The 23832-nt window shown below is 38.5% G+C and carries 22 protein-coding genes and 1 other RNA gene; 4 read left to right on the top strand and 19 right to left on the bottom strand.

All coding sequences use genetic code 11. The features are described 5' to 3' along the window. Nucleotides 1–6: 6 nt before the first annotated feature. From IGK01_RS03370 to tadA, 3 genes are all read right to left on the bottom strand, one after another. On the bottom strand, nucleotides 7–1413 hold the full coding sequence (locus tag IGK01_RS03370; protein ID WP_041684386.1) for a bifunctional metallophosphatase/5'-nucleotidase: 1407 nt from the start codon (nucleotides 1411–1413) through the stop codon (nucleotides 7–9). A gap of 157 nt (nucleotides 1414–1570) precedes the next feature. Then, nucleotides 1571–1655: signal recognition particle sRNA small type (ffs, locus tag IGK01_RS03365), an RNA gene on the bottom strand. Nucleotides 1656–1695: 40 nt separating this feature from the next. After that, nucleotides 1696–2190, bottom strand: coding sequence for a tRNA adenosine(34) deaminase TadA (tadA, locus tag IGK01_RS03360; RefSeq protein ID WP_023519242.1), 495 nt, complete (start codon nucleotides 2188–2190; stop codon nucleotides 1696–1698). Between the two features lie 131 nt (nucleotides 2191–2321). Between tadA and IGK01_RS03355 the strand changes: the two genes are divergently transcribed. Continuing rightward, nucleotides 2322–3173, top strand: coding sequence for a helix-turn-helix domain-containing protein (locus IGK01_RS03355; protein ID WP_023519241.1), 852 nt, complete (start codon nucleotides 2322–2324; stop codon nucleotides 3171–3173). 70 nt (nucleotides 3174–3243) lie between these two features. Here IGK01_RS03355 and IGK01_RS03350 read toward each other — a convergent pair whose 3' ends face one another. Next, a complete protein-coding gene (locus IGK01_RS03350; RefSeq protein ID WP_010736106.1) occupies nucleotides 3244–3579 on the bottom strand; it encodes a hypothetical protein in 336 nt (111 codons plus the stop codon). A gap of 267 nt (nucleotides 3580–3846) precedes the next feature. Beyond that, nucleotides 3847–4392: a hypothetical protein gene (locus IGK01_RS03345; RefSeq protein ID WP_019723190.1), complete on the bottom strand. Its 546-nt coding sequence runs from the start codon at nucleotides 4390–4392 to the stop codon at nucleotides 3847–3849. 468 nt (nucleotides 4393–4860) lie between these two features. Here IGK01_RS03345 and IGK01_RS03340 point away from each other — a divergent pair, with 468 nt between their 5' ends. Beyond that, on the top strand, nucleotides 4861–6336 hold the full coding sequence (locus tag IGK01_RS03340) for a helix-turn-helix domain-containing protein (RefSeq protein ID WP_153830498.1): 1476 nt from the start codon (nucleotides 4861–4863) through the stop codon (nucleotides 6334–6336). A 125-nt stretch (nucleotides 6337–6461) separates the two neighbouring features. On the opposite strand, the gene IGK01_RS03335 is transcribed toward IGK01_RS03340, so the two are convergent. From IGK01_RS03335 to IGK01_RS03305, 7 genes are all read right to left on the bottom strand, one after another. Beyond that, nucleotides 6462–7166 (bottom strand): zinc metallopeptidase, encoded by a 705-nt coding sequence (locus IGK01_RS03335; protein WP_010736109.1) that lies wholly within the window; start codon nucleotides 7164–7166, stop codon nucleotides 6462–6464. A 77-nt stretch (nucleotides 7167–7243) separates the two neighbouring features. Continuing rightward, nucleotides 7244–7576 (bottom strand): zinc ribbon domain-containing protein YjdM, encoded by a 333-nt coding sequence (locus IGK01_RS03330; RefSeq protein WP_023519238.1) that lies wholly within the window; start codon nucleotides 7574–7576, stop codon nucleotides 7244–7246. A gap of 300 nt (nucleotides 7577–7876) precedes the next feature. Continuing rightward, nucleotides 7877–8827, bottom strand: a complete 951-nt coding sequence (locus IGK01_RS03325) for a DHH family phosphoesterase (protein WP_010736111.1) — start codon at nucleotides 8825–8827, stop codon at nucleotides 7877–7879. A gap of 15 nt (nucleotides 8828–8842) precedes the next feature. Then, the gene (locus tag IGK01_RS03320; protein ID WP_010736112.1) at nucleotides 8843–10174 is read right to left on the bottom strand and encodes a DRTGG domain-containing protein; all 1332 of its coding nucleotides are present in this window, start codon (nucleotides 10172–10174) and stop codon (nucleotides 8843–8845) included. Between the two features lie 9 nt (nucleotides 10175–10183). Next, nucleotides 10184–10864: a metal-dependent hydrolase gene (locus IGK01_RS03315; protein WP_077151578.1), complete on the bottom strand. Its 681-nt coding sequence runs from the start codon at nucleotides 10862–10864 to the stop codon at nucleotides 10184–10186. Nucleotides 10865–11293: 429 nt separating this feature from the next. Then, nucleotides 11294–11644 (bottom strand): PTS sugar transporter subunit IIB, encoded by a 351-nt coding sequence (locus IGK01_RS03310; protein ID WP_375152126.1) that lies wholly within the window; start codon nucleotides 11642–11644, stop codon nucleotides 11294–11296. A gap of 112 nt (nucleotides 11645–11756) precedes the next feature. After that, nucleotides 11757–13436 (bottom strand): ribonuclease J, encoded by a 1680-nt coding sequence (locus IGK01_RS03305; protein ID WP_010736115.1) that lies wholly within the window; start codon nucleotides 13434–13436, stop codon nucleotides 11757–11759. A 473-nt stretch (nucleotides 13437–13909) separates the two neighbouring features. Here IGK01_RS03305 and IGK01_RS03300 point away from each other — a divergent pair, with 473 nt between their 5' ends. Beyond that, entirely contained in the window at nucleotides 13910–15418 is a 1509-nt protein-coding gene (locus tag IGK01_RS03300) for an ABC transporter permease (RefSeq protein WP_438840500.1), read from the top strand. A 12-nt stretch (nucleotides 15419–15430) separates the two neighbouring features. Further along, entirely contained in the window at nucleotides 15431–16096 is a 666-nt protein-coding gene (locus tag IGK01_RS03295; protein WP_438840499.1) for an ABC transporter ATP-binding protein, read from the top strand. 62 nt (nucleotides 16097–16158) lie between these two features. Here IGK01_RS03295 and IGK01_RS03290 read toward each other — a convergent pair whose 3' ends face one another. The 7 genes from IGK01_RS03290 to IGK01_RS03260 all read right to left on the bottom strand — a co-directional run bounded on the left by IGK01_RS03290 (nucleotide 16159) and on the right by IGK01_RS03260 (nucleotide 23605). After that, nucleotides 16159–16380 (bottom strand): CsbD family protein, encoded by a 222-nt coding sequence (locus tag IGK01_RS03290; protein ID WP_010736118.1) that lies wholly within the window; start codon nucleotides 16378–16380, stop codon nucleotides 16159–16161. Nucleotides 16381–16470: 90 nt separating this feature from the next. Then, nucleotides 16471–17661, bottom strand: a complete 1191-nt coding sequence (iadA, locus tag IGK01_RS03285; protein ID WP_226076671.1) for a beta-aspartyl-peptidase — start codon at nucleotides 17659–17661, stop codon at nucleotides 16471–16473. Between the two features lie 203 nt (nucleotides 17662–17864). Then, on the bottom strand, nucleotides 17865–19604 hold the full coding sequence (gene yfcC / locus IGK01_RS03280) for a putative basic amino acid antiporter YfcC (RefSeq protein WP_019722929.1): 1740 nt from the start codon (nucleotides 19602–19604) through the stop codon (nucleotides 17865–17867). A gap of 521 nt (nucleotides 19605–20125) precedes the next feature. Continuing rightward, entirely contained in the window at nucleotides 20126–20731 is a 606-nt protein-coding gene (locus IGK01_RS03275) for an SIS domain-containing protein (RefSeq protein WP_010736121.1), read from the bottom strand. 510 nt (nucleotides 20732–21241) lie between these two features. Continuing rightward, nucleotides 21242–21616: a hypothetical protein gene (locus tag IGK01_RS03270; protein ID WP_438840498.1), complete on the bottom strand. Its 375-nt coding sequence runs from the start codon at nucleotides 21614–21616 to the stop codon at nucleotides 21242–21244. Between the two features lie 63 nt (nucleotides 21617–21679). After that, the gene (gene galU, locus IGK01_RS03265) at nucleotides 21680–22561 is read right to left on the bottom strand and encodes a UTP--glucose-1-phosphate uridylyltransferase GalU (protein ID WP_010736123.1); all 882 of its coding nucleotides are present in this window, start codon (nucleotides 22559–22561) and stop codon (nucleotides 21680–21682) included. Between the two features lie 30 nt (nucleotides 22562–22591). After that, nucleotides 22592–23605 (bottom strand): NAD(P)H-dependent glycerol-3-phosphate dehydrogenase, encoded by a 1014-nt coding sequence (locus tag IGK01_RS03260; protein ID WP_010736124.1) that lies wholly within the window; start codon nucleotides 23603–23605, stop codon nucleotides 22592–22594. Nucleotides 23606–23832 lie beyond the last annotated feature (227 nt).

The raw sequence follows: 23832 nt of genomic DNA, 5'->3' as shown, positions 1-23832 counted from the left end.
CACCACCTATTTCTCTATTATACCTTCTTTTTCATTGGTTGGGTAGTGAGCATTTAAGTAGTCTCCCACTACTGTACGAATAAATTCGGGAAATAAAAAATCGACCTGTCCAACAATTTCGATGGTTGGGAAAAAAGGAACAAACATCAGATGGTCGACCGTAGTAACGGTATAATTCTTTTCCTCTTCGATTGGTTGTTTTTGCCACAAAACTTCTCGATTGACCGCATCATACGTGATCCCACTATAGAAAATCTCACCGAATATCTGACCACGAAACCCCATTCCCCTGATAGGAAAATTCCGTAAAAAAAGGCGACTTTTTTCGATTTCCAACACTAAGCGAATCATATCTGACCCTTTCAGCGTGACGTTGATCAAATGCATCGGATGTGGCAGTGCACTATGGAGTTGATCTTGGTCAACCAGCCCCTTAGGTACGCTATTCAAAAAAAGACCACTATTCAGAAACGATGCTTCTGTGTTCCCTCTTTCTTTTACCGCTTCTAAAGCGATCTGGATAAAGGAATGTTCATCAAATAAATCAAGTGATAAGTCAAATGGTAGATCTGCCACTTTCTTTTGAGCTAAAAGACGATGTCCTTGTTCAAGATAACCGGCGATTTCTTTCTCATCCTCTACGAATGCAGTCATTGTATCTGTCGGAATCGCTTTAGCGTAGTGTCCGACGATTTTTTTATTTTCCAATGAAAGATGTACTTCCCCTACATATTGCCCAAATTTTCCGGCAGCGGCTAATTGTACCTCATTCACGACTTTCCCATCAATAAAAAGATGATGGGTATGTGATCCTAAAATCACATCGATTGCAGGGATTTCTTTTGCAATCTGTAAATCATCTTGAATGCCTAAATGACTCATTAAAACAATTACGTCTACCTGTGGACGTAATTGCTCAACTAACTCTGGCAACAGATCATAAGGCTGACGGATATCCCAGCCATTTGGATTATACGTCAAAGGAAATGGTGCAGTAAAAGCAATTAACCCAACTTTTGTTCGTTGCTTTGTTTCGATGATTTTATATGGCTTTGTCCATACTGGTGGTTGCAAAGTATTTTTATCGAATAAGTTGCTCAGTAGCACATCAAAATTCGCGTGATCATATAAATGATTCAACTCATTCTTGGAATTACCTACACCTTCATTATTCCCTATAGTTGCTGCATCATAGCCGATTTGATTCATTAGTTCAACATTGGCATGGCCATTCGTTGCTTCTGACAAAGGATGCCAACGATCAACGAAATCCCCAAGATCGACCGTGAGAGTTGTCGTATTATTTTTTTTCTCATTTTCACGCTTTTTTTGCTCAAGGAATCTTCTGATCCGTGGCCAGTTTTCAAGATGAGAATGTAAGTCATTCGTGTGTAAAAGAACGATTTCTTCCACTGTTAGTTCCACCTCACTTTTTTTCATCATACCATAGGGTTCCCCTTTGTTCACATGGAAAGTTTTTGCACAAAAAAAGGTACTTAGACTTTTTTACAAAATCTAAATACCTTAAACTTGCCTCTAATAAAAAAAGCCCTTTAGGCTTAATAAATCCAATCAATCAGACACATGGCGGCACCTGCTTAGTGCTGCTTCCTTCCGGATCTGACACGCTTCACAAGCCCACCATTGTCCTAGCCTTTCGGCAAGGAATAGTATACCGCATTTTGTTATCCTTGGCTAGTCCTTTTTTAATTTCTTTTTCTTTGCTCGCAAATTTCTAAAAAACACAGATAAAAGTTCACCACATTCTTCTTCTAATATCCCGCCCTCCACCTCGGCCTGATGGTTGAAACGTTCATCCTCAAGTAAATTCATCAATGTCCCTGCGGTTCCTCCTTTTGGATCATAGGCACCAAAGTAAACTTCTTTTACGCGAGAAAGAATCATGGCACCGCTACACATTGGACACGGTTCTAACGTGACATATAATTGTGTTTCTTCTAAACGCCAACTTCCGATGGCCTTGCATGCTTCTTGGATCGCAATCATCTCAGCATGTGTTGTTGCATTTTGTGTTGTTTCCCTCAAATTGTGTCCACGCCCAATAATCTGTCCTTGGTGAACCACGATGGCGCCGATTGGTACTTCTACTAACGCTTCTGCTTTTTTGGCTTCTTCAATAGCCACACGCATCCATTCTTCTTTTATTCGCTGTTGTTCTGTTTCTTCCACTTGTACTCCTACCTTTTTTAGATTTACTTATCTTCTCTATCAAACATAGTATAACTGGCTTTTTAATGAAGTACAAAGAGTTTTTCCTTATCGCCATGTCCTATGGTAAACTAGGGGATGAGGTGAAGTAAATGAACACAGAAAAGTTACTTGGATTATACCCAAATGCACAAAAAAAGAATTCTCCTTCTTCTGATGATCGAATTCTTTCACTGGTTGTAGAAGATTACTTCTTGTGGATCGATAAAAGTTCCTTGTCCGTTCAAGAAGAAAAACTTTTGAAAGCGTTATTCCAGAAAACAAACACCTTAGACAGCCATCCTTGGTATCAATATTTATTTGAGGAAAAGGTATATGTATGTGAAGAAAGCTGCCGAATCATTCAGTTACATTTTGAAAAGAGATCAGATTTCTTACAAAAAGAATGGCGAGAAACAATTTCCGGATTATTTCCCGAAGCTCTTGATTTTTTTCTTTACACAGAGACAGATGCGTTGATCATCGAAAGAAAGCATGCCAATTATTTGAGTACGGCAGATCTTAAAGGCATCTTTTTATCTCTTGATGTCGATTTTGATATGACGACACAAGCCTTTGTCGGTTCATTCCATTCAGCTGGACAAAATCTAACCGCTATGTTCAATGAAGAACGAAAAATTTTCCTGAATAAACGAACACACATACAAGTAGCCGACCAAACGACTTCCATACAAGAAATTGCCTTATATTATTATACAAAAGAATTAGTTACATCCAGTCAGCTAACAAATGAATATCAAGAAATAATCCGTAGTTTTAAAATGGAAGACATCATTATCGAACTGTGGAAAAATTTCGGGAATATCAGTTCAGCGGCTAAACAACTTTTCATGCATCGAAACACTCTCCAATATCGGATCGAAAAGTTTGACGAACAAACAGGCTTCAATTTAAAAAAAGCAGATGACTTACTCTTTTGTTATCTCCTTTTGTTACACATATAAAAAAGGAACAAGCAGCAATAAACATCGCCTTGCTTGTTCCTTTTTTCGATCAATTCAAAGAGAATCGTTTTTAGATCATTTTCTCAACAAGTGACATCAGACGACCTTTTGCATCTTCTGTTGAGTCTTTGATAGAGTCACCGTAGACAGAAATTTTCTTTTTGCCAGATTTAATCTTTGCTAGCATGCCCATCAATGAATCTAAATCGCTATCTGATAAATGGTCGACGACATCTAATAACTTTTCATTCCCATCAAATTTGTCATACACGAATTTTTTTACTTTTGTGCGGTTACTTAGATGATGGATTTTTTCGATCACTTTGCCAGAAACAACTACAGCTGTTGCCACACTTGCTGCTGCTACGACACTTAATCCAATCGTTACTTTTGTTGATGTTTTCATAATTATCAGCTCCTTTTTATCTACTACAATCATATCACAGTCAAATAGATAAGCGAACTAATTGCTATGAGCCCTGCCCGATGAATAGCAAAAAAATTTACAAAAAGCACATACTGTCTTGTTTTATTATTTACTTTTGTACGACGTCTCATTTGGCATTTTCGGTTTCAAGCAACCTTAGTTTGATGCGTTAAAAAAAGCACCTCCTTTTTGGAGATGCTTCATACGAACAGCTAAAGTAAATCATCCATACTAAGAAATGTAAGATCAATTAACCGGAACGTATTGGATATTTGTTAGCATTTCAGGCAAATCATCTTCTAATTCTGCTAACTTATTCCAAATCAATGTCATTGTCTCAAAAAATTCCTTTGATGATTTATCTGAATTTAAACTTCCTAGTGCGTTCAGCCAAAGAAGTTCTAATAAATATGCTTCTTTGATTCCCGTATGTTCTCTGACAAATTCTGAGAACGTTCGTTTGAACAACGAGGCCATGTCTAATTCGGATTTGATAACTACTCCTCTAATACTCTCATGAATCGAGAAAAACTCCTTCAATAAATGAACGACACTGAAAAAATCGTCAATAACGTATTCAGCTAAATATCGATCAAAACATATCGTGATCTCTTCGATAATTTTTTCTTTTAGTATACGGATTGATTTAAAATGTGCATAAATCGGGTAAGTAGAACAGCCACAAAAAGAAGCTAAACTTCTCGCTGTGATTGTCGATAACCCATTTTCTTCAGCATATACCATACTCTTAAATAGTAAATATTCTTTACTAAAATTCGTCACTCTTCCCACGAAACCATCCATCCTTTCCGATTATCTTATTCATATCCGGCAATGATTCTTTTTTTAATTTCCCATGACGATCCAGCGCATTCGCTAGTAGGAAAAACTTATGTAAACCATGAAGAAACAAGTTTTGATAAAAAAAAACGATAATAACATATTTCGGGGGTTAAAATATGTCTCTTTGTAATAGAAGCTTGATTTATCTAATGCTTCGCCAAAAATAAGATTTAAAAAATAACGATATCATCAATTAAATAACATTGTATTCCCTTATCCAAGATTATTTAAATGATTCCAACTTGACAAAATAAGCAAAGAAATAAACAATAGAATAGATAACTGATTATCATTTCTTAAAATAACAAGTTATATAATCAAATTCTATTACTATGTGAGAATATCATACATTGAAAACACTTTCCACTCACATTTTATGTCACCACTAGTACACTAATTGTCAGAAAGGAGTCCATCATGTTAATCGATGCAAAAAAGAAAGAGTTATTAGTCCTCTATACGATCGCTCAAAAAAGTCAATGTACGTTAAAAGAACTTGCGGATGAACTGACTATACCTAAACGGACAATCAAAGAATTGATTCGAAAGTTGAACACTACGATTGAACAGCAATTGAGCATTTCTACTTTTATTTTCTCTACACACAAAGGAGAAATAACTATATCCGATGAACACCAAGAAATAAAAATGATGATTTATCACAAACTCAAACTTTTTTATTTAAGAGAATCCAATCGTTTCAACTACTTATTACTTATGGTCAATTATCCCAAAGCGTATGTTCCGAAAAAATATTTATTGGAGCAATTATACATATCCCACTCTTACTTAGAAAAATTAACACACCAATTGAATGAAACACTTCAAGATTTTGAAATCGAGATTGTTTCATCTCAGGGCTGTTATTTGTTCAAAGGAAACGAATTATTTATCCGACTCTATTTGTTTTTTATTCTATCTGATGCTTTTCAAGGGTTGGAATGGCCTTTTGACAAATTCAAATTGAGCCAACTAAAAAGAGAGCGGCGATTATCCAAAAAATTGCTCGTTTCAAAGCATTCATTGAAATATCAAGAAAACCTGTATTTGCTGATTGCTATCTTTACGCTTCGTACACAACAATCATCATTGATCACCTCTGAATCTAGTGAGGTCTATGCTATTTTAGAATTGCTACAACAGGTACAAGATGTCTCCGGTAGTTTTAAACATCATTTGTTTCATCTTTTACCACATGAAATCGCCATTGATGAACTATTGCATTTCAATTTTTTGATTTATTGCTTTTTTCCTAATCTCATTTCAAGCCAGCAGAAGAGTTTGATTGGTTATACTTTGACGAATAAACGTAATCATCTATGTATGAAAATCACCTCACTAACAAAAGAGTTAGCTCAAACCTTTCCAGTGATCGCATCATCTGAAAAAAGGTTTTTCTACAATTACTATCTTATGCTTTCTTTAATTTCTATTTTGATGTTGGGAAATACAACTCCCTTTTTCTACTCGTTGCATTTTCCTAAACCAGCACTTGAGATTGATGAATCGAATGAACAAATACAACAAATCCAACAAATTATCTCTGAAGTTTTTCATGACCACCCAAAAAAAACATTGATTATTTATTATTTGAGTAACTTGATTTATAACCTCTTGCAGTCGGAAACAAATGAAAAATTATTGATCTATGTACAAATGAATAAAACGCTGACAGGAAATTATCATATCCAAAATCGATTACGACAAGTATTTGACGAAAAAATGATTCGCTTGACAGAAAATCCAGAACAAGCAGATTTGATCGTCACCGATTGGTTTGATAAATTTCATCAAACGAGTAAAATTTTTTACCTTGATCCTAGTAAAGAAAAAGATTTATGGGTAGACTTAGTCACAAAAATTCAACAACTCTATGTCAATAAAATGATTTGATTTAAAGAAAAGATAGGAGAAGCAAGCGGTCTCCGTCTGAACTTTTAAATTAATACTAATTTTTCCAAAATAAAAAGTGAGTGGATCAGTCCAATCGACTGTCCCTCACTTTTTATTGGTTTGTTCTAGTCTCGACGGTTACCGCCAAAAATCAAAATCAAACGTAGCAATTGTAAGAAAGTAGATAGCGCTGCAGCAACATAGGTCAAAGCCGCCGCAAATAGCACATGTTTCGCCATTGGTACCTCTTCTTCTGTCAGTAAGCCACCTTCACTTAAAATTTGGATCGCTCGTCTTGACGCATTGAATTCTACTGGTAGCGTAACAAGTTGAAACAATAGTGCCAATGAAAAAGCGAAGATACCAATATTGATCAACGTCGTATTCCAACTAAATAATACACCTACCATGATCAACGGAAACGAAATCATCGAGCCAAAATTAGCGACAGGCACTAATGAAGCTCTGATTTTCAACGGCGCATAACCAACGGCATCTTGCACTGCGTGTCCGCATTCATGGGCAGCTACCCCAATTGCAGCGACTGATGTAGATTGTGCTGTAGCTTGCGATAAACTCAACATCTTGTTCCCTGAATTATAATTGTCCGTCAAATCACCGGCGATTTGTTGGACGCCAACGTTATTGATTTTCTGACTTTGTAAAATGAACTGGGCGGCTTGTGTACCAGTCACATTATTTTTGCTTCTGATTTTGTCGTATTTACGAAAAGTACTATTGACGTAAGCAGAAGCGATTCCGGAAATAGCTAATCCAGCAATAACTAAAAGAAACGTTGGATCTAAGCCATAAAAACCATATCCATACATAATCGTTTCACCCTTTCCTCATTGCTTTTATTTTACCATTGTTCGAGTAGAATAATTGTGAAAAGAGATTGAATATTTTAATTCTTTTTGACAAATTCTGATTTCAGCTTCATCGGACCAAACCCTTCGATTTTACAATCGATATTGTGGTCTCCTTCAACTAAACGGATATTCTTCACCTTTGTTCCTTGTTTGATAGGTGAGGAAGCTCCTTTAACTTTTAAATCCTTGATAACGGTCACACTGTCGCCATCTGTTAAACGATTGCCGTTTGCATCAGTTACTACTAGGCCTTCTGCTTCTGTTTCTTCAGATGGTGTCCATTCGTTTCCACATTCAGGACAAATCAATAATCCCCGATCTTCATAAGCATATTCTGAACCACATACTGGGCAATTTGGTACTGTCATGTTGTTTCTCCTTTTTGTTCGTTATTGAGCAATATTATAACGGAAAAATAACAGTTTGAAAAGAGCAACTTCTTATCGGAGATCCTAAACTGCCTACGCTGATTCAATCTCACCGACCTTGATTGCACATACATCTGATAAAAAGACAATCAACTTCGATGAGTAAAAGGTCAAGGCAGAAGTAACCTGATTGCCGAAGAGGTCACTTCTGCCCCCACCATTTATTCGTGCCAAAGGGAATAGATAAAAGAGAATGTAACGTTTGCTTAAAATTCTCGATTGACTACTTGGAGTACACTTTTAACGTGCATAATTGGTGCAAGCTTCTTGTATTTCTTTGTAGATCTCTGCTACTTCTTGCAGGTCTTTTGCATTTGCGCCACTTGCCAAGGGATGGCCGCCACCATGATGTCGTTTGGCGATCTCGTTGATGACTGGTCCTTTTGAACGTAAACGTACACGATAATAGCCCTCTGGTTGTTCGACAAAAATCGCCCAAGCTAACACTTCGTCAATCACACCAGGTAAAGAGACGACAGCTGCGGTCTCTGAATCGACGATGCCATACTTGCCTAACAATTCTTGTGACAAAATTACTTTTCCAGCACCTTTTTCGTCAACTACGATCGTTTGATAGACACAACCGGATAATTTCGCTACTTTCATGGTGATTTGTTCAATTTCACGATTCAATTGGCTTGCATCGAAAGAATACTTTCTTAACTCTGCTGCTAGTTCTAACGTACGACCTGTTGTTGAAGGATACAAGAACCTACCAGTATCTCCAACGATTCCCGCATACAATAAGCGAGCAGAATCGCTGTTCATTTTCAGCTCATTAGGGAACATCAAAGCAAACTCAGCGATCATTTCACTACAGCTGCTAGCTTTCGTATCCACCCAAAGTAAATCGCCATATGGTTCATCATTCGGATGATGATCGATTTTGATCACTTGATCCCCTAAGGAATAGCGATTATCATCAATACGCGGCGCATTCGCTGTGTCTGTCACGATGACTAATGCTCCTTGATAGAAAGCATCGTCGATTTCTTGCATTTCTGTTAAATAACGTAAGCCTTCAACGTCTTTTCCAACTTGACGAATTTCTTTTTCTGAAAAACTATTACGTAATAACTCGGCTAATCCTACTTGTGAACCTAAAGCATCCGGATCTGGCCTTTGATGTCGGTGGATCACGATTTTTTGATATTTTTTGATTTCATTCAAAATCTCTTCTTGTATGGTCATTTTCTTTCCTACTCTCTACGAACGTTCCATCACTTGGCAGACGACAATGGCTTTAGCCACGATCGTGTTTTCTATAAATACTTCTACATCAAGTTTAGCGGACCTTCTACCGATTTCTAAAACTCTTGGACGAATATCTAACTCACTTTCGATCTGGATCAGACGAAGGTAATGTAGATTCATTTGCTCCAACAAGATATTTCTTCGTTGATTCATGATCATTGTTTTTTGCGCAACATCTGAAATGATTTCACTTAACACCCCAAAAGAAATCGTTCCAACACCTGTTACCATTTGTGGTGAAACCTCAAATTTGAACTTAGGCGTCGTCAATCGATTGCCTTCACGATCTGTATCGATCGTTTGGATGGCTCCTGAAATCTGATCAGAAATCGTATCAGCAATTTGCGGTTGACGTTGCACCAATTGCATCGCCTTCATGACATCTTGCCGTGTGATCAATCCTTCTAACGTCAAATCATCGGAAACGACTGGCATGACTTCTAAACCATCCCAAATCATTTGATGTCCGACAGAAGCGACGCTCATCGATTTCTTGACACTGATTGGATCTTTGGTCATGACCCGATCAATGACTTGTGTCGGTGCTTTACCTACGACATCTTTTGCCGTAATGATCCCCATCAAACGCATGTGATGATTCACCACTGGGAAACGAGAATGTTGGGTTTCTTCTGAAATCCGTTGATAATCAGCCACCGTATCCGACTGTAACAAATAATGTGTTTTCTGGGCAGACAGATAAATATCACCGACGAGCATGATATCTTTTTTGATCAGTTGGTCACTAAGCGCTCGGTTGATCATCGTTGCTACAGTAAAGGTATCATAAGTCGTACGTAAAATCGGCATAGCTAATTCATCGGCTAATTTGGCAATCTCAGGCGTCGTATCAAAACCACCCGTGATCAACACTGCTGCGCCATCCTCAAGTGCTAACTTTTGCACTTCTGTACGGTTACCGACGATCATCAATGAACCTGGAGTGATATAGCGTTCCATTGCGTGCTCGGTCATCGCACCTATGACAAATTTATTCAAAACTTTATCTAGACCGACTGCCCCGCCTAAGACATCGCCTTCAATGATCCGCACGACTTCGCCAAACGTCAATCGTTCGATATTTTTCTTCAACTTACGTTCGATCCGTATCGTTCCTACTCGTTGGATCGTTGACACTAACCCTACGTTTTCAGCATCTTTAATTGCTCGATAGGCCGTTCCCTCACTGACATTCAATTCTTTGGCTATACTACGGACAGATATTCGATTCCCCACTGGTAGGCTTTCGATATATTCTAAAATCAAATCATGTTTTGTCGCCATCTCTTTCCCCTACACTTCCAGCGTTTCCGAAACGCTCATTATTTTTCCTTCGGTATCTGCTAATAAATCGATGAATACTTGCGGATCTTGTTCAATGACAGGAAAGGTATTGTAATGGATCGGCACGACTTTCTTCGCTTTGATTCGCTTCGCCGCACGAGCCGCATCCTCAGGTCCCATTGTATAATTGTCGCCAATCGGTAAAAAGGCTACATCGATCATAAACTGTTCACCTAAGAGCGCTAAGTCGCTAAAATCTGCGGTATCACCCGCATGATAAATCGTCTTCCCATCTGCTTGGATCAGAATACCACTAGGCTCTCCCATATAACGCGAAACACCATCGATTTCAATACTTGAACTATGCTGTGCATGGACAAATTTGACTGTGCCAAAAGGAAACTCCCTTTTGCCACCGATATTCATCCCAAAAGAGTTTGCTCCTTGCTGTTGTGCATAATCAGCGATTTCGACAATACTGATGATGGTCGCCTCATTGTTCTTCGCAATCGGCAACATGTCTCCAATATGATCAGCATGTCCATGGGTGATCAATATCCAGTCCGTCTGGACTTCATCCACTTTTAAATCAGTCATAGGATTCCCAGTAATAAATGGATCTATCAGCACTTGCTGGCCATTTTGCATTTCAAGAGAAATACAAGAATGTCCATGATAAGTAATCTTCATCTTCTCACTCCTCAACATTTTGGTCACTGACTCTTTCGTTTTCGTTTCGAACATTTACACAATTAGTAGTACAGTATATCCTATTCAATTGTAACAGATAATACAGGTTGTACCAAGTATCAAGTGAGCGTGTACTTACGACTGAATCCCCAGATAAAAGAATGTTTCGTCTATAATTGACAGTTTCTGTTTAGTGTTTGATTTCTGTGAATAAATCTAGAATGACTACGAATCTGTAATAATACTCAAAATAAAAAATACCCATAGTAGAAACTAAGACGCCAGTTTCTACTATAGGTATTTTTATTACAGTTTAGATGCCTTATAAGGCTTACAAGATTGAATAAATCCGCAACACTTTTTTAGATAGAGGAGTGATAAAAAAAAACGAAGTTTGCTAACTATTTTGATAATTTCTTCTTTTCCAGTTTAGTGATGGAGAAATTTTTTTAAGATATTATCGGCATTTAGCAGACCATAATCTTTCATTTCTATCACTTCAATAACCTTTGTAGGATAATCTTTTACGATACTTTCTCGCATAGAAGAAAGCTCTGGAGATAATAGAATAACATCGGTAGCCTTTGCATACTGATCTAACTTAGAAATGCTATGCATGTCAACATGCACAAGTAAATGTTGTTTTTTTGCTAGGTTGTTCATCTTTGTTATTAACAAATTGGTATAAAGGGTACTATCTGTACTCATTGAAGTTACGCCAAAAACGATGATCTGTTTCTCTTTCATTTGATTATTTTCCAAAACAAGTTCCTTTTCCATTACAGACACTTCCACCTTTCCATAATATATCCAATGCTCTTACTGCTATAAAATAAAAGCTATACCAAACATATTCATTATCTGAACATCTTTTGATACAGCTTTTCATTTTTTATCTTTTGCCGCGACGTTGTGTCGCTTCCATGATGACTGGTAAAATCACTGGGCGGCGTTTGGTTTGTTCAAACAAATAGCGACCTAATTGATCACGTATTTCTTGTTTCAGCTTGCTCCACTCGAAATCATCGCTTTCTAAATGTTTGCCTACAATGGTTTCGATCATGTTGCTACTTTCATTGATCAAATCACGACTTGCTTTGACATAAACAAATCCTCGTGAAGTGATTTGCGGTTTTGAGACAATTTTCTTTTCGCGACGACTAATTGTCACTACTGCAACAAAAATACCGTCTTCAGATAAGATTTTACGATCGCGTAAGACGATGTTTCCAATATCGCCAACACCTAGTCCGTCGATCATGACATTTTCAGCACTTGTCGTACCTGCCACACTCATCCGCTTGTTTTTATATTCTAAAATATCCCCACGTCCTGTGATATAGATATTTTTATAGGGGATACCTACTGCATGGGCTAAGTCTGCATGGGCAGCTAGTTCACGGTATTCTCCTTGAACTGGGATGAAATATTTAGGTTTCATGAAGTTCAACATCAATTGTAAGTCATTTGGATTTGCATGACCGGAAACCCGCAGGTTGTCAGAGATTTGTTTGACTATTCCACCTGCTCGGTAAATGATGTCTTCTGTCTTAGCAACCATTGTTTCCATCGCAATACTTGGTGTCGTTGTGATATAAACAAGATCGCCTTCTTTGATCTTGATATGGCGATGCGCGCCATTCGCCATTTTTTGTAAAGACTTGATTGGTTCACCCATCCGGCCTGTTTCCAAAATGATCAGTTCTTCAGGCTCATAGTTTTTCATATCTTTTAATGTGACCAATAGGTCTTCACTTGGTAATTGAAGTTTTTCTAAGCGCATAGCTGTTCGGATGATCCGTTCAAAGTCTTGCCCAGTCAACACAACCTTACGTCCTGCTTTAGCAGCGGCGTCTAAGATTTGTTGGACGCGTTGAAGATTACTTGCAACACAAGCAACGATGATCCGTCCTTCCCAATATTTGATCGTATCAAATACTTCATCAGCAATTTGGAACTCAGAAGCAACAGGGGTCGCGTTTTCTGCATTTGCTGACTCACTTAGTAAAGCTAACACGCCTTCTTTCCCAATCTCTGCTAAACGAGCGTAATCCGTTTGGTACATTGGGATCGCCATTTGGTCAAATTTGAAATCACCCGTATAAACGATATTTCCTTCTTGGGTTTTTAAATTGATCCCAACTGAATCTGGAATCGTATGGGTGGTGCGGAAGAAGCTAACGATCGTTTCACCGAAATCGATCTCTGTATGCTCATCTACCACATGAAAATCTTTGAATCCTTTTGCAGCATCATTGCGATTGACATTCAATTTTGCCAATTCGATCGTCAATTCGGTTCCGAACACAGGTACAGAAATCTTTGACAATAAATAAGGCAACGCCCCAATCGCATCTGCGTGACCATGTGTCAGAAAGACACCTGCTACACGATCGACATTATCTTCTAAATACGTAAAATCAGGAATCACAACGTCAATCCCTAATAATTCGTTTTCAGGATATTTCAGACCACAGTCTAAAACAAAAATAGCTTCCCCTACTTCTGCAATGTACAAATTTTTTCCGTTTTCGCGTACACCGCCTAAAGGGATAATCTTAATGGTACTCACAAATTTCACCTCTTCTTATGACATCTTCATTTTGACGATGTCGATTCTCTATTTTATTTAAAACGATCCAATTTCTGAGTGCCTCGTTTTCGGATGATTTCATTAGATAATCAAATCTATCTTAATATTACAGGCGTTTAGGATCTTTTTTTGACACAAAAAAATCGGGATTGCTTCAGTTGCTCGATCAACTGCTCCACATCATTATACAACAAATCAAACAAATCGCTAGCATGTACGATTGTTTCTGTCTTCATGTTTTTCCCAGACCATTTTTTCTTCTTTTGTTTTAGAAGATACTTCGTCTATTTTAACATAAATTACTCAATAACTATAGAATGTTTTTCATTTCCTGCTCCATTTGATCTGTTTTTAGCTTTCAACTGTTTGTATTCGTGGCCGCTTTTTAAGGTAGGCTTAAGCTACTCCCTTTATTCTATTTTTTGTACTCATTTCGAAAGGAGATCGAACCAATGAATTTTTTCAAACGAGCATTAAAAAGTACAAAAGTAAAATGGGGGCGTTCTTTACTATTATTAGCAGTTTTTACAGCAATCCTTGTCTTCGTTCTTGCTGGACTAACCATACGTAGTGCGGCACAAGAAGCAGCAGAGCAAGCTCAAAAAGATGTCAGTGCGACGGTCACTTTAAGTGCAAATCGTGAAGCGGCTTTTCAAAAACAAACAGAGGAAACTGATACTGAATCCGGTGGACGACCAGATCCTGGAAGTTTCTCCCTCACACCTGTTTCAGTCAGCGATGCAGAAAAGATCGCAGTACTAGATAATGTAGCAAGTTTTTCCTTCGAAAGCTCTGCATCAGCTTTAGCCAATAGCGGGATCACTGCCATTTCAAGCTCTGATACCTCAGAAACATCCGAAGAAACTGATACTGCAACTGATGCTGCACCAAACGGTGAAAACATGGGTGGAGCTATGGGAGGTGGCAAACCCCAAATGATCCAAGCAGATTTTCAAATCAGCGGGGTATCCAATACAGCCCAAACCAGTGGCTTTACAGATGGCACAGCTAAAATCATCGAAGGAGAAGGAATCACTGATAGCGACAAAGATACGAACAATGTTGTGATCGACTCTACTTTAGCTAGTGCGAATGACTTATCCGTAGGAGATACTTTCATAATTACTAGCACGGAAGACGAAGAAACAACTTATGAAATGACGATCAAAGGAATCTATGAGTCAAGTGAAACAAGTAGTAGCATGGGAATGAATTTCAATTTCATGAATCCAGCGAACACTTTGTATACTTATTATACGTTTGCCAATACATTGAATGGCTCGACAGAAGATGACACAATCGATTCTGCGGTTTATACGCTGACCGATCCTAATAAAATTACAGACTTTATCAATGAAGCAGAAAACCTGATCGATACTTCAACGTTCAGTCTTCAATCAAACGATACCATGTTCCAAGCAATGCTTGAACCACTTAACAACGTGGCCAGTTTTTCACAAAATGTCGTTTTACTCGTTGCGGTTGCTGGAATCATTATTTTGACTTTGATCATCATGATCACGATTCGTGAGCGTCGCCATGAACTAGGGGTATTGCTTTCATTAGGTGAATCCAGAAGCAAAATCGTCCTTCAATTGTTTGCAGAAGTGGCCATATGTATGATCGTCGCGTTAGGTGTGGCTTCATTCAGTGGAAATGTCGTTGCAAATGCTGTCGGTCAACAGTTGCTTGATCAACAAACTGAAACGTCAACCGACTCACCTGCCGAGCAACAAGGAGAGCAGATGCCTGGTGGTGGCAATCGTGGACCTGGCGGACAACCAGGTGGAACTAGTAATCCACTTACCGTTTCGGAGCAAGTAAGCGACCTTGAAATCACTGTTCAACCAGCTCAACTTGGCCTACTAGCAGCTGTTGCATTTGGGATCAGCTTACTCTCAGTTTTTCTAGCCTCCATCGGCATACTACGATTAAATCCACGAAAAATTTTATTAAACTAAAGGAGGAATTGGATGTTACGTACAGAAAACTTGGGCTTCTGGTATCAGAATCCAACAGAAGCACTTTATAAAGATGTGAATCTATCCTTTGAAAAAGGAAAAATGTACGCCATATTAGGGGCTAGTGGTTCAGGAAAGACGACCTTTCTTTCGTTGATTTCAGGACTTGATACACCAAAAGAAGGGACTGTTTATTATGAAGAGCGAGCTTTAGCTAAAATAGGCCTACGGAATTATCGCAAAAATGATGTATCCATTATTTTTCAAGCGTACAACTTATTGCCTTACCTTTCCGCTCTTGATAACGTCATTACCGCCATGGAAATTTCAAATACTCCTCAAAAAGAGTATCGCCAAGTAGCACTTGATCGCTTGGCACGCGTTGGGATAAATGAAACACTTGCAAAACAACAAGTCACTAAATTATCTGGGGGACAACAACAACGCGTAGCGATCGTCCGAGCGATTTGTTGCGAACATCAGTTGATCATTGCGGATGAACCAACAGGAAACCTTGATGAAACGACTTCACAAGAAATCGTTCAACTCTTCCAAGAAATCGCCAATGAGCAAGATCGCTGTATCATCATTGTGACACACGAACTAGAAGTGGCTAAAAAATGTGATGAAGTTTTTAAATTAAAAAATAAAACATTCGCGTCCATTGCCATTGGATAACCGCTAAAAAAAAGCGTCCACCTTATTGGTAGGACGCTTTTTTTTAAGAATTTACAAGTAGACTATTTATGGTCTTTCTTTGAAAATTTTTCTTTTACATCTTCAAAGCCTTCTTTGATTTCATCGCCGATATTACGAGCTTTACTCTTGATATCCGCACCTACAGATTGGGCTTTACCTTCTGTTTCTTTACTTCTATCGCCTGTTGCTTTTCCATAGGCTTCTTTGCCTTCACCTGCAACTTTGTCTTTCAAATCTTTAGAGCGTCCTTCTAAATCTGCCATAATATTTCCTCCTCTAAAATTTGTCTTTGTAACTACTTTTAGAGTAACACCAATTATAAAAACAAACAAACAGAATGCTTATTGTGTTATTTAGTTGTTAAGAATTTGCTCAAATGTTCCCCAAACTTTCACTTGTTTTTCTTGGACCATGATGGTGCCATTAGCGATCACCGTATCGATTTCTAAGGTTTCTTTATCAAGTAGACAAAGATCTGCATCTTTACCAACAGCGATTCTTCCCTTTTGGTCCAGTTTAAGGACTCTTGCAGGATTGGACGTCACAGCTCGTAAGGCAATCTCTAAAGGAATGTCTTCTTTTTGAACGGCTTCTTTGATGCCCACCAGTAAGGATTTCGCACTACCGACGCCCATACCGATAAAATGGTTCTCTTGGTCAAAATATGGGAGACTACCTTGTCCATCGGAGGTCAAGGTGAAGTTATCAAGAGAGACTTGTGCTTCCAATAACTGCTTCAATGCTTTACTGAAACGAACTTCACCATCGGTCTTTTCCCAAAAATCAGGATCTTCACTTGCAGTGAAATCGATCGTTCCACCTTTTTTCGCAAATTCGATACATGCAGCTAATAATTCAGTTGTCCGATTCGCATGCGTCGGATAAAACTGAGTAATAGGGATTTCTGTTTCTTCAACCACACGATTCAATAGTTCCAATTTTCGACTTCCGCCACCTAAATGGACATTCACGATCCCTGCTTTACCTGATAACATGCCCCCAACACGAGCATCCGCCACTGACCGAGCAAACTCATCGAATGTTGGCTGAGAAGAGCGATGATCAGAGACAGCGATTTCTCCGATCCCAATGATCTTATCAATGGTAAGAAAATCTTTGATCAATGAATCAGTCACCGTTTTGACCGGCAACCGATAAGAACCAACATAAACATACGTAGTCAATCCTTCTGCCTCTAACCCTCTTGCTTTACTGATCAAAGCAGTCATATCTCGACCCTCGCCATCTGTCCCGATACAACCTACGACTGTTGTCACTCCTGCTGTCGTTAATTGACTAAGTGTGACTTCTGGCGTGCGATTATGATAGCCTCCTTCGCCGCCGCCACCTAAAATATGGAAATGGGCATCAATAAAACCTGGGGTCAAGAGTTTTCCTTCTCCTGAAATTTCTTCCACGATCAATTCTTCGTAACCGCCGGATAGTTGATCTTCCAAGGCAACAATCTTATTTCCTGCCACTAATACGTCCTTCTTACCAAGATATTCTGGTGCATAGACATCGATTTGTCGAATGAGTTTCATATCTGATCTTCTCCTTTATAAAATAGTCTTTACCTTTTAGAACACTCAAAAGGTTGTTTAATAAGCAATCCATCGCTCTTTCGGAAATAAGCGAGAAAATCCAAAAATATGAAGATACTTTCGGGTTTTCTCGCTTATTGTCTCAGAGTTACGTATCGGTTAGCATAACTTCTTTGATTGCTATAAATCAGTTCTTATTTGTTTTATTGAAGTCCGATCGCGATTGCAATCATAATGAAGATCGTTCCTAAAACAAAGAAGAATCCTTGCATTTTGATTTGGAATCGTGCCCATTTTGCCCATTCGATCCGTGCCACACCTAAGACACCAATCAAGCTAGCAGAAACCGGCGTGAACGCATCCATGAATCCTGAACCTAATTGATAAGCTAATACAGCCACTTGACGAGAGACACCTACTAAATCAGCCAACGGTGCCATGATTGGCATCGTCAATGCCGCTTGTCCAGAATTTGAAGTGACGACTAAGTTGAACAAACTTTGGAATACGTACATCGCCCATGCCCCGATAACTGCCGGCACACCAGTCAGTGCTGTTCCAATACCATGTAAGATCGTATTAAGCGCAGAAGGTACAGAAGCATCTGATCCACCTAATACAAGTAAGATTCCTTTTGCCATCCCAACAACGATCGCTGTTCCAGCTAGATCTGCTGCTCCAGATTGGAAAGAAGAGGCAATATCATTGACCGTCATACCGTCCAATTTGAATAAAACAGCAATGATCCCTGCAACGAGTCCCATAACAAAAAATTGAGAGGCGATTTCTGGGATATAATAGCCTTTTTGTGTGACTCCCCAAACGATCCAAACTAAAACGATCAACATTTCGCCTAAAATCAATTTATGGCCTAGTGTAAATGGTTTTTGTTCATCGGATGTTTTCTTCAAGTGGTTACGGAAGTATTCATCAGATTTATACGTTAATGAACTTTCCGGATTCTTCCGAACTTTTTCGCCATAGATCATTAAGTAACCAGCCGATAACGCAGTCACGACGACCCACATGATCAATCGGAAGGTGGCGCCTGATAAGACTGGAATACCTGCAATCCCTTGAGCAACGGCGACACTGAACGGACTCATCCATGACGTGGCATTCCCGACTTGTGACGCCACATAGGTGACTGTGACGGCGACGATTGAATCATAGCCTAAGGCAATCACAAAAGGTACCATGACCATTGAGAATGGAATGACTTCTTCAGCCATACCGAACGTTGCGCCTCCAAATGAAAAAGCAAAGAATAAGAGCGGTAAAGCTAAACGTTCTAGACCACGTGTCTTATTGATAAAAGCATAAATACCTGCATCGATGGCACCCGTTCGCATAATGATCCCGAATGCACCACCCACGACTAAAATAAGTGCAGCAATCCCGACTGCTGAACCATATTTATCACCTGATACTAGACCTTCAAAAACGAAGTTTAAAAAGCCGAAACCACCGAAATCATCGGTCCCCCATAGTTTTGCTGTTTTATGCAATTTCTTTGAGGTGTCATAGATGTCTTCACCATATTCATCGTATAAAACATCATCTGTCAGTGAGATTTCATCTAGTTTCTCCTGGGTCAAGTTTTTCTCACCAGCTGCCAAGACTTCTTCTAATCCTTCTTCAGGAACAGCTAGCTTTTCTCTTTCCTTTGGATCATTTTGTAATTCTTCCAGTTGATCAAATACAAAAGCCTTATCTAATTCATAAGCATAACGAAACGAATCTTGGCGTAATACTGTTCTGGTACTGGTTTCTCCATTTGCATCTTTGTATTCTATATCTTGCGTACTGAATCTCCCAGCTGGTACGATAAATGTTAATAACCAGGCAAGTACAACTACACCAAAAATAATGACATACGTATGCGGTGTCGTCATTTTGGTAAAGTCTCGTTTTTTCTTTACTGAAGAATTTTTTCTCTTCAAAACTCGTTCTTCCTTTCTTGCTACGTTTTTGTCAATAATGAATAAGCAAATAGATTATACAGTAAAATGTTCTATACCACATGAATAAACAATTAAAATAATCTATTGATTTTAGTTATCATCAAGACACATTTTAATAAAAACGCTGGTTTCAAAGCCATAGTACCTATAAAAATGGATTAAAATTCTTTTTTTATTTTTACAATGTCGCTATTTCCGACTATTTATTTTCATTTCTAATTACGTATAAACAAAGATTTTTTAGCGATTAACAAATATTTATACATTTTCTTCCTCGCTCCTTTCCTATTTGAATCGATGTTTTTGATTGAATTTCTGCCTCTCTCTTCCTCTCTTTTTATTTTCATTAGGTATCTTCATTGCAATATTCATAACAAATGTACTATAATTGGAGTGTAAAGAGTTTTGGGGAAGACTCTTTCATCAACGTGTATAAAGAGACAAGAAAGAATCTTCATGATTCTTTCTTGTCTCTTTTTCGGACTCTTAACCTTCTCGCTTTAGTGACTCTCCAACAAATAATACACTGAAAAATAAACGATCTGCTGTAATAGGATTAAGGTTGCTAAGGAAGCTGCACCACATATAGCTGGCTCAAATTTAGGAACCGTAAGGACGGCATCATCTATCGTTGCATAGTTATCTAATACTAGATCTGCATATTCATATAAGCGCAAACCACTACTATGTCTTGACTTGATACTTCGGGATAAGTCAAATCCGGTGATCACGATCAATAGATACCCTTGTTCTTTGACCCATTCCGCCAGTTCAATGATTGCAGGATTTCTACCTTCATTTGATAAGAAAAGAAAAATATCTTCGGGTTGCGCATTGATTTGTTCAATGATTGCTTGGCCAGTTCCTTCCAGCGACTCATAAATCCCCGCTGCGGGATGTTCAATCAACTGAGTTGGCAAGATTTTTGGACATTGTTGCCAAAATTCATAGGCAGTGCCTTGTAAGGTACGGCTAGCAAAAATATGTAAACATCCTCCTCGATGAATCTGTGTAGCGATCCAACGACCCGCTTGTTCCATCAAGGGTTCCTCGATCCTTAATTTTTGTTCAAGTTTTTGACAATAATCAAAATAGGGTAAGCTCATTCTTTTCTCCTCTTCTTCTGCTATTTCAGAATAGAGATAACTATCAAAAAGAAAAATACAAAAAGATGAGACGAAGCAATTGCTCAGTCTCATCTTTACCTTAACCACTTATTCATTACAATCAAGCAAAAGATCTGATGTAGCAGCATCTTGATGTTCTTCGGCTTCAGTGTAAAAGATAGGAACGATGTATCGCTAAAAGCAAGTCTTTAAAACGGATTAAACAAACTTCTCGCTTGAATATACATCTGTTTTGACATAGTAAATAAACTGCCCCGCTTCCTCCGCTTTTTAGATTCATAAGGTAGAAAATCTTCCTTAAATCAGGTACAATAAATGCGGTCGGTGCGCTGCATCGACTATGGCAAAATGATCGGTCAGGGTGTATACGTGTGACTGGTCATTCCTTGATAGTTAGTTGCCGCTAACTATCAAGGAGCCTTTTTTTTTAGTTATTTCTATCTGCATCTATTGTAAGGAAAGTGCGAAACAAGTGCAAGTATCAAAATATCAGCGGTCAGATCTTGTCCGTCTTTCTGAGACATCCTTTGAGCGGTTCGGAGAAGCCGCATGTTTGCCTTTTTTGACGACATGAAATCTTTTGAGTAGATACGGGATATAGGCAAAAAGGTACAGCAAAAGAAAAGCTGCCGCAAAAAGAGATGCCTGTTGATCTCCCCACAAAAGAACGATGATCAAACTACCGATCGCCACTGTTGCTAAGTACCAAATAAAAATCAAAAAGGTTTCTTTTATTCTGACCATATAAAACATCGTAAACAAACTAATAAATAATACTGGCAGTAAAAACAGCCAATTATTTCCCTCCATCAACCATTTCAATCCATCAAGAAACGTTTGTGCAATGTTGATTAGAATCCCCATGTAAGCAATACACCTCATTTACTATTCTTTTCTCAAGATTTTATTTCTCTAATTGTTAAGTTTTTAGTCCAGAGAATGACTTAGATCAATGAGGTATTGTTTCAGCTGCTCGCTGATTTCAGGATGACCTAAACCGTATTCGATACTTGTTTTTAGATAACCAAATTTATCACCGACATCATATCTAGAGCCTTTGAATACTCTCGCATATACGGGTTGCTTTTTATTTAATTCATCAATTGCATCCGTCAATTGAACCTCATTTCCAGCTCCAGGTTTTTGTGTTTCTAATAATTCAAAAATTTCTGGTGTCAATAAGTAGCGTCCAATAATCGCTAAATCACTCGGAGCTTGTTCAGGTGTTGGTTTTTCGACGAATCGTTTCACTTCATACAAGCCTTCAGATTCTTTTGTTTCTGGATCGATGATCCCATATTTTGACGTGTCTTCATGAGGAACTTTCATGACTGCTACAGTCGAACCTTTTGTTTTCTCGTAATCTAAGATCAATTGTTTTGTCAGTGGAATCTCATCTTCCATCAAATCGTCCCCAAGCATAACGATGAATGGTTCATCTCCAACAAAAGTTTTCGCTTGTAATACCGCATGACCTAGTCCTAAAGGATGGGACTGACGGATAAAGTGGAGATTGACATTCGTTGTTTCTTCGACTAATTTTAGCAAGTCGATTTTATTTTTTTCTTGTAGATTCAATTCTAATTCGATATTCGAATCAAAATGGTCTTCAATCGGTCGTTTTTCTTTTCCGGTAACGATCAAAATATCTTCGATCCCCGAAGCTAAAGCTTCCTCTACGATAAATTGGATCGTTGGTTTATCAACGATCGGCAACATTTCTTTTGCCATTGCCTTTGTAGCAGGTAAAAAACGTGTACCTAGACCTGCTGCAGGAATGACTGCTTTTCTTACGATTTTATTCTCCATATGCGTATTTATATACTCCATTCTGTTGATTTACTGAAATTCGTTTTCCATCTTGCCATCACGCAACATGATTTCTTTTGCTGCTTGTTTGATATCCTTCCCTTGATAAAGGACCTGATAGATTGTTTGAGTGATGGGCATTTCTACACCTAGTTGATCAGCAAGTTCAACCGCCGCTTTTGTTGTCGATACACCCTCCACGATCATTCCCATATTCTCTAGGATTTGGTCTAATTTCTGTCCTTCACCTAACATATGACCCGCGCGCCAATTTCGTGAATGGACACTGGTACAAGTGACGATCAGATCACCAACACCGCTCAATCCAATAAAGGTCAAAGGGTTCGCGCCCATTGCTACACCGAGACGACTGATTTCAGCTAATCCTCTTGTCATGATCGCCGCTTTCGCATTGTCACCAAAACCAAGACCGTGGATCGCGCCGGCACCGATTGCAATGATATTCTTCAATGCTGCACCTGTTTCCACACCGATCACATCATTATTTGTATAGATTCGGAAATAATCATTCATAAATAATTCTTGCACATAAGTAGCTGCTTTTTGATCAACACTTGCAGCAGTAATCGTTGTGATATCGTGGACTGCCACTTCCTCTGCATGACTAGGTCCCGACAAAACAACGATGGATTGACGTTTTTCTTCTGGGATTTCTTCAGCAATCACTTCTGAGATCCGCTTATGCGTGTCTTGTTCTAATCCTTTACTTGCATGGATGATCACTGGTTTTGTCGTTAAATGTTGTAGCAATTCTTGTGCTACAGCACGGATTGCTTTCGTCGGTACGACAAATAATACTGCATCTACCTCTTTGACAGCTTCAGCCAATTCTGTGTAACCGATGATTGATTCTGGTAAATGTAACTCAGGTAAATAGTGTTTATTCGTATGATACGTATTGATTTCTGTGATTTGTTCTGGAACATTCCCCCAGATACGGACGTCATGTCCATTTTCTGCTAAGGTTTGAGCTAAAGCAGTTCCCCAAGAGCCAGGGCCTAATACTGCAATTTTTTGTTTCATGGAAATTCCTCCAAAATTCATAGTTAGTTTCTATTATAGTATAGATTAACAAAATACTGGACTTATTTTCATTGTTTTTAGCTTTTGTTTAAGAAGAGGTCGAGATATAAGTGTTTCGAAGTGGCTACTTTTTAGATGGTGTGAGAGGTCAAATGCCCCAGAAACATTTTATTCAGCCATTTTATTTCTTGATCTACCTTAAATAGAAATTATAATGTTGCAATACC

The sequence above is a fragment of the Enterococcus sp. AZ080 genome (assembly GCF_051714945.1).
GTDB classification, from domain to species: Bacteria; Bacillota; Bacilli; order Lactobacillales; family Enterococcaceae; genus Enterococcus_B; species Enterococcus_B pernyi.
The sequence above is the reverse complement of the archived record's forward strand: the minus strand, read 5'-3'. Positions and strand labels throughout refer to the sequence as shown.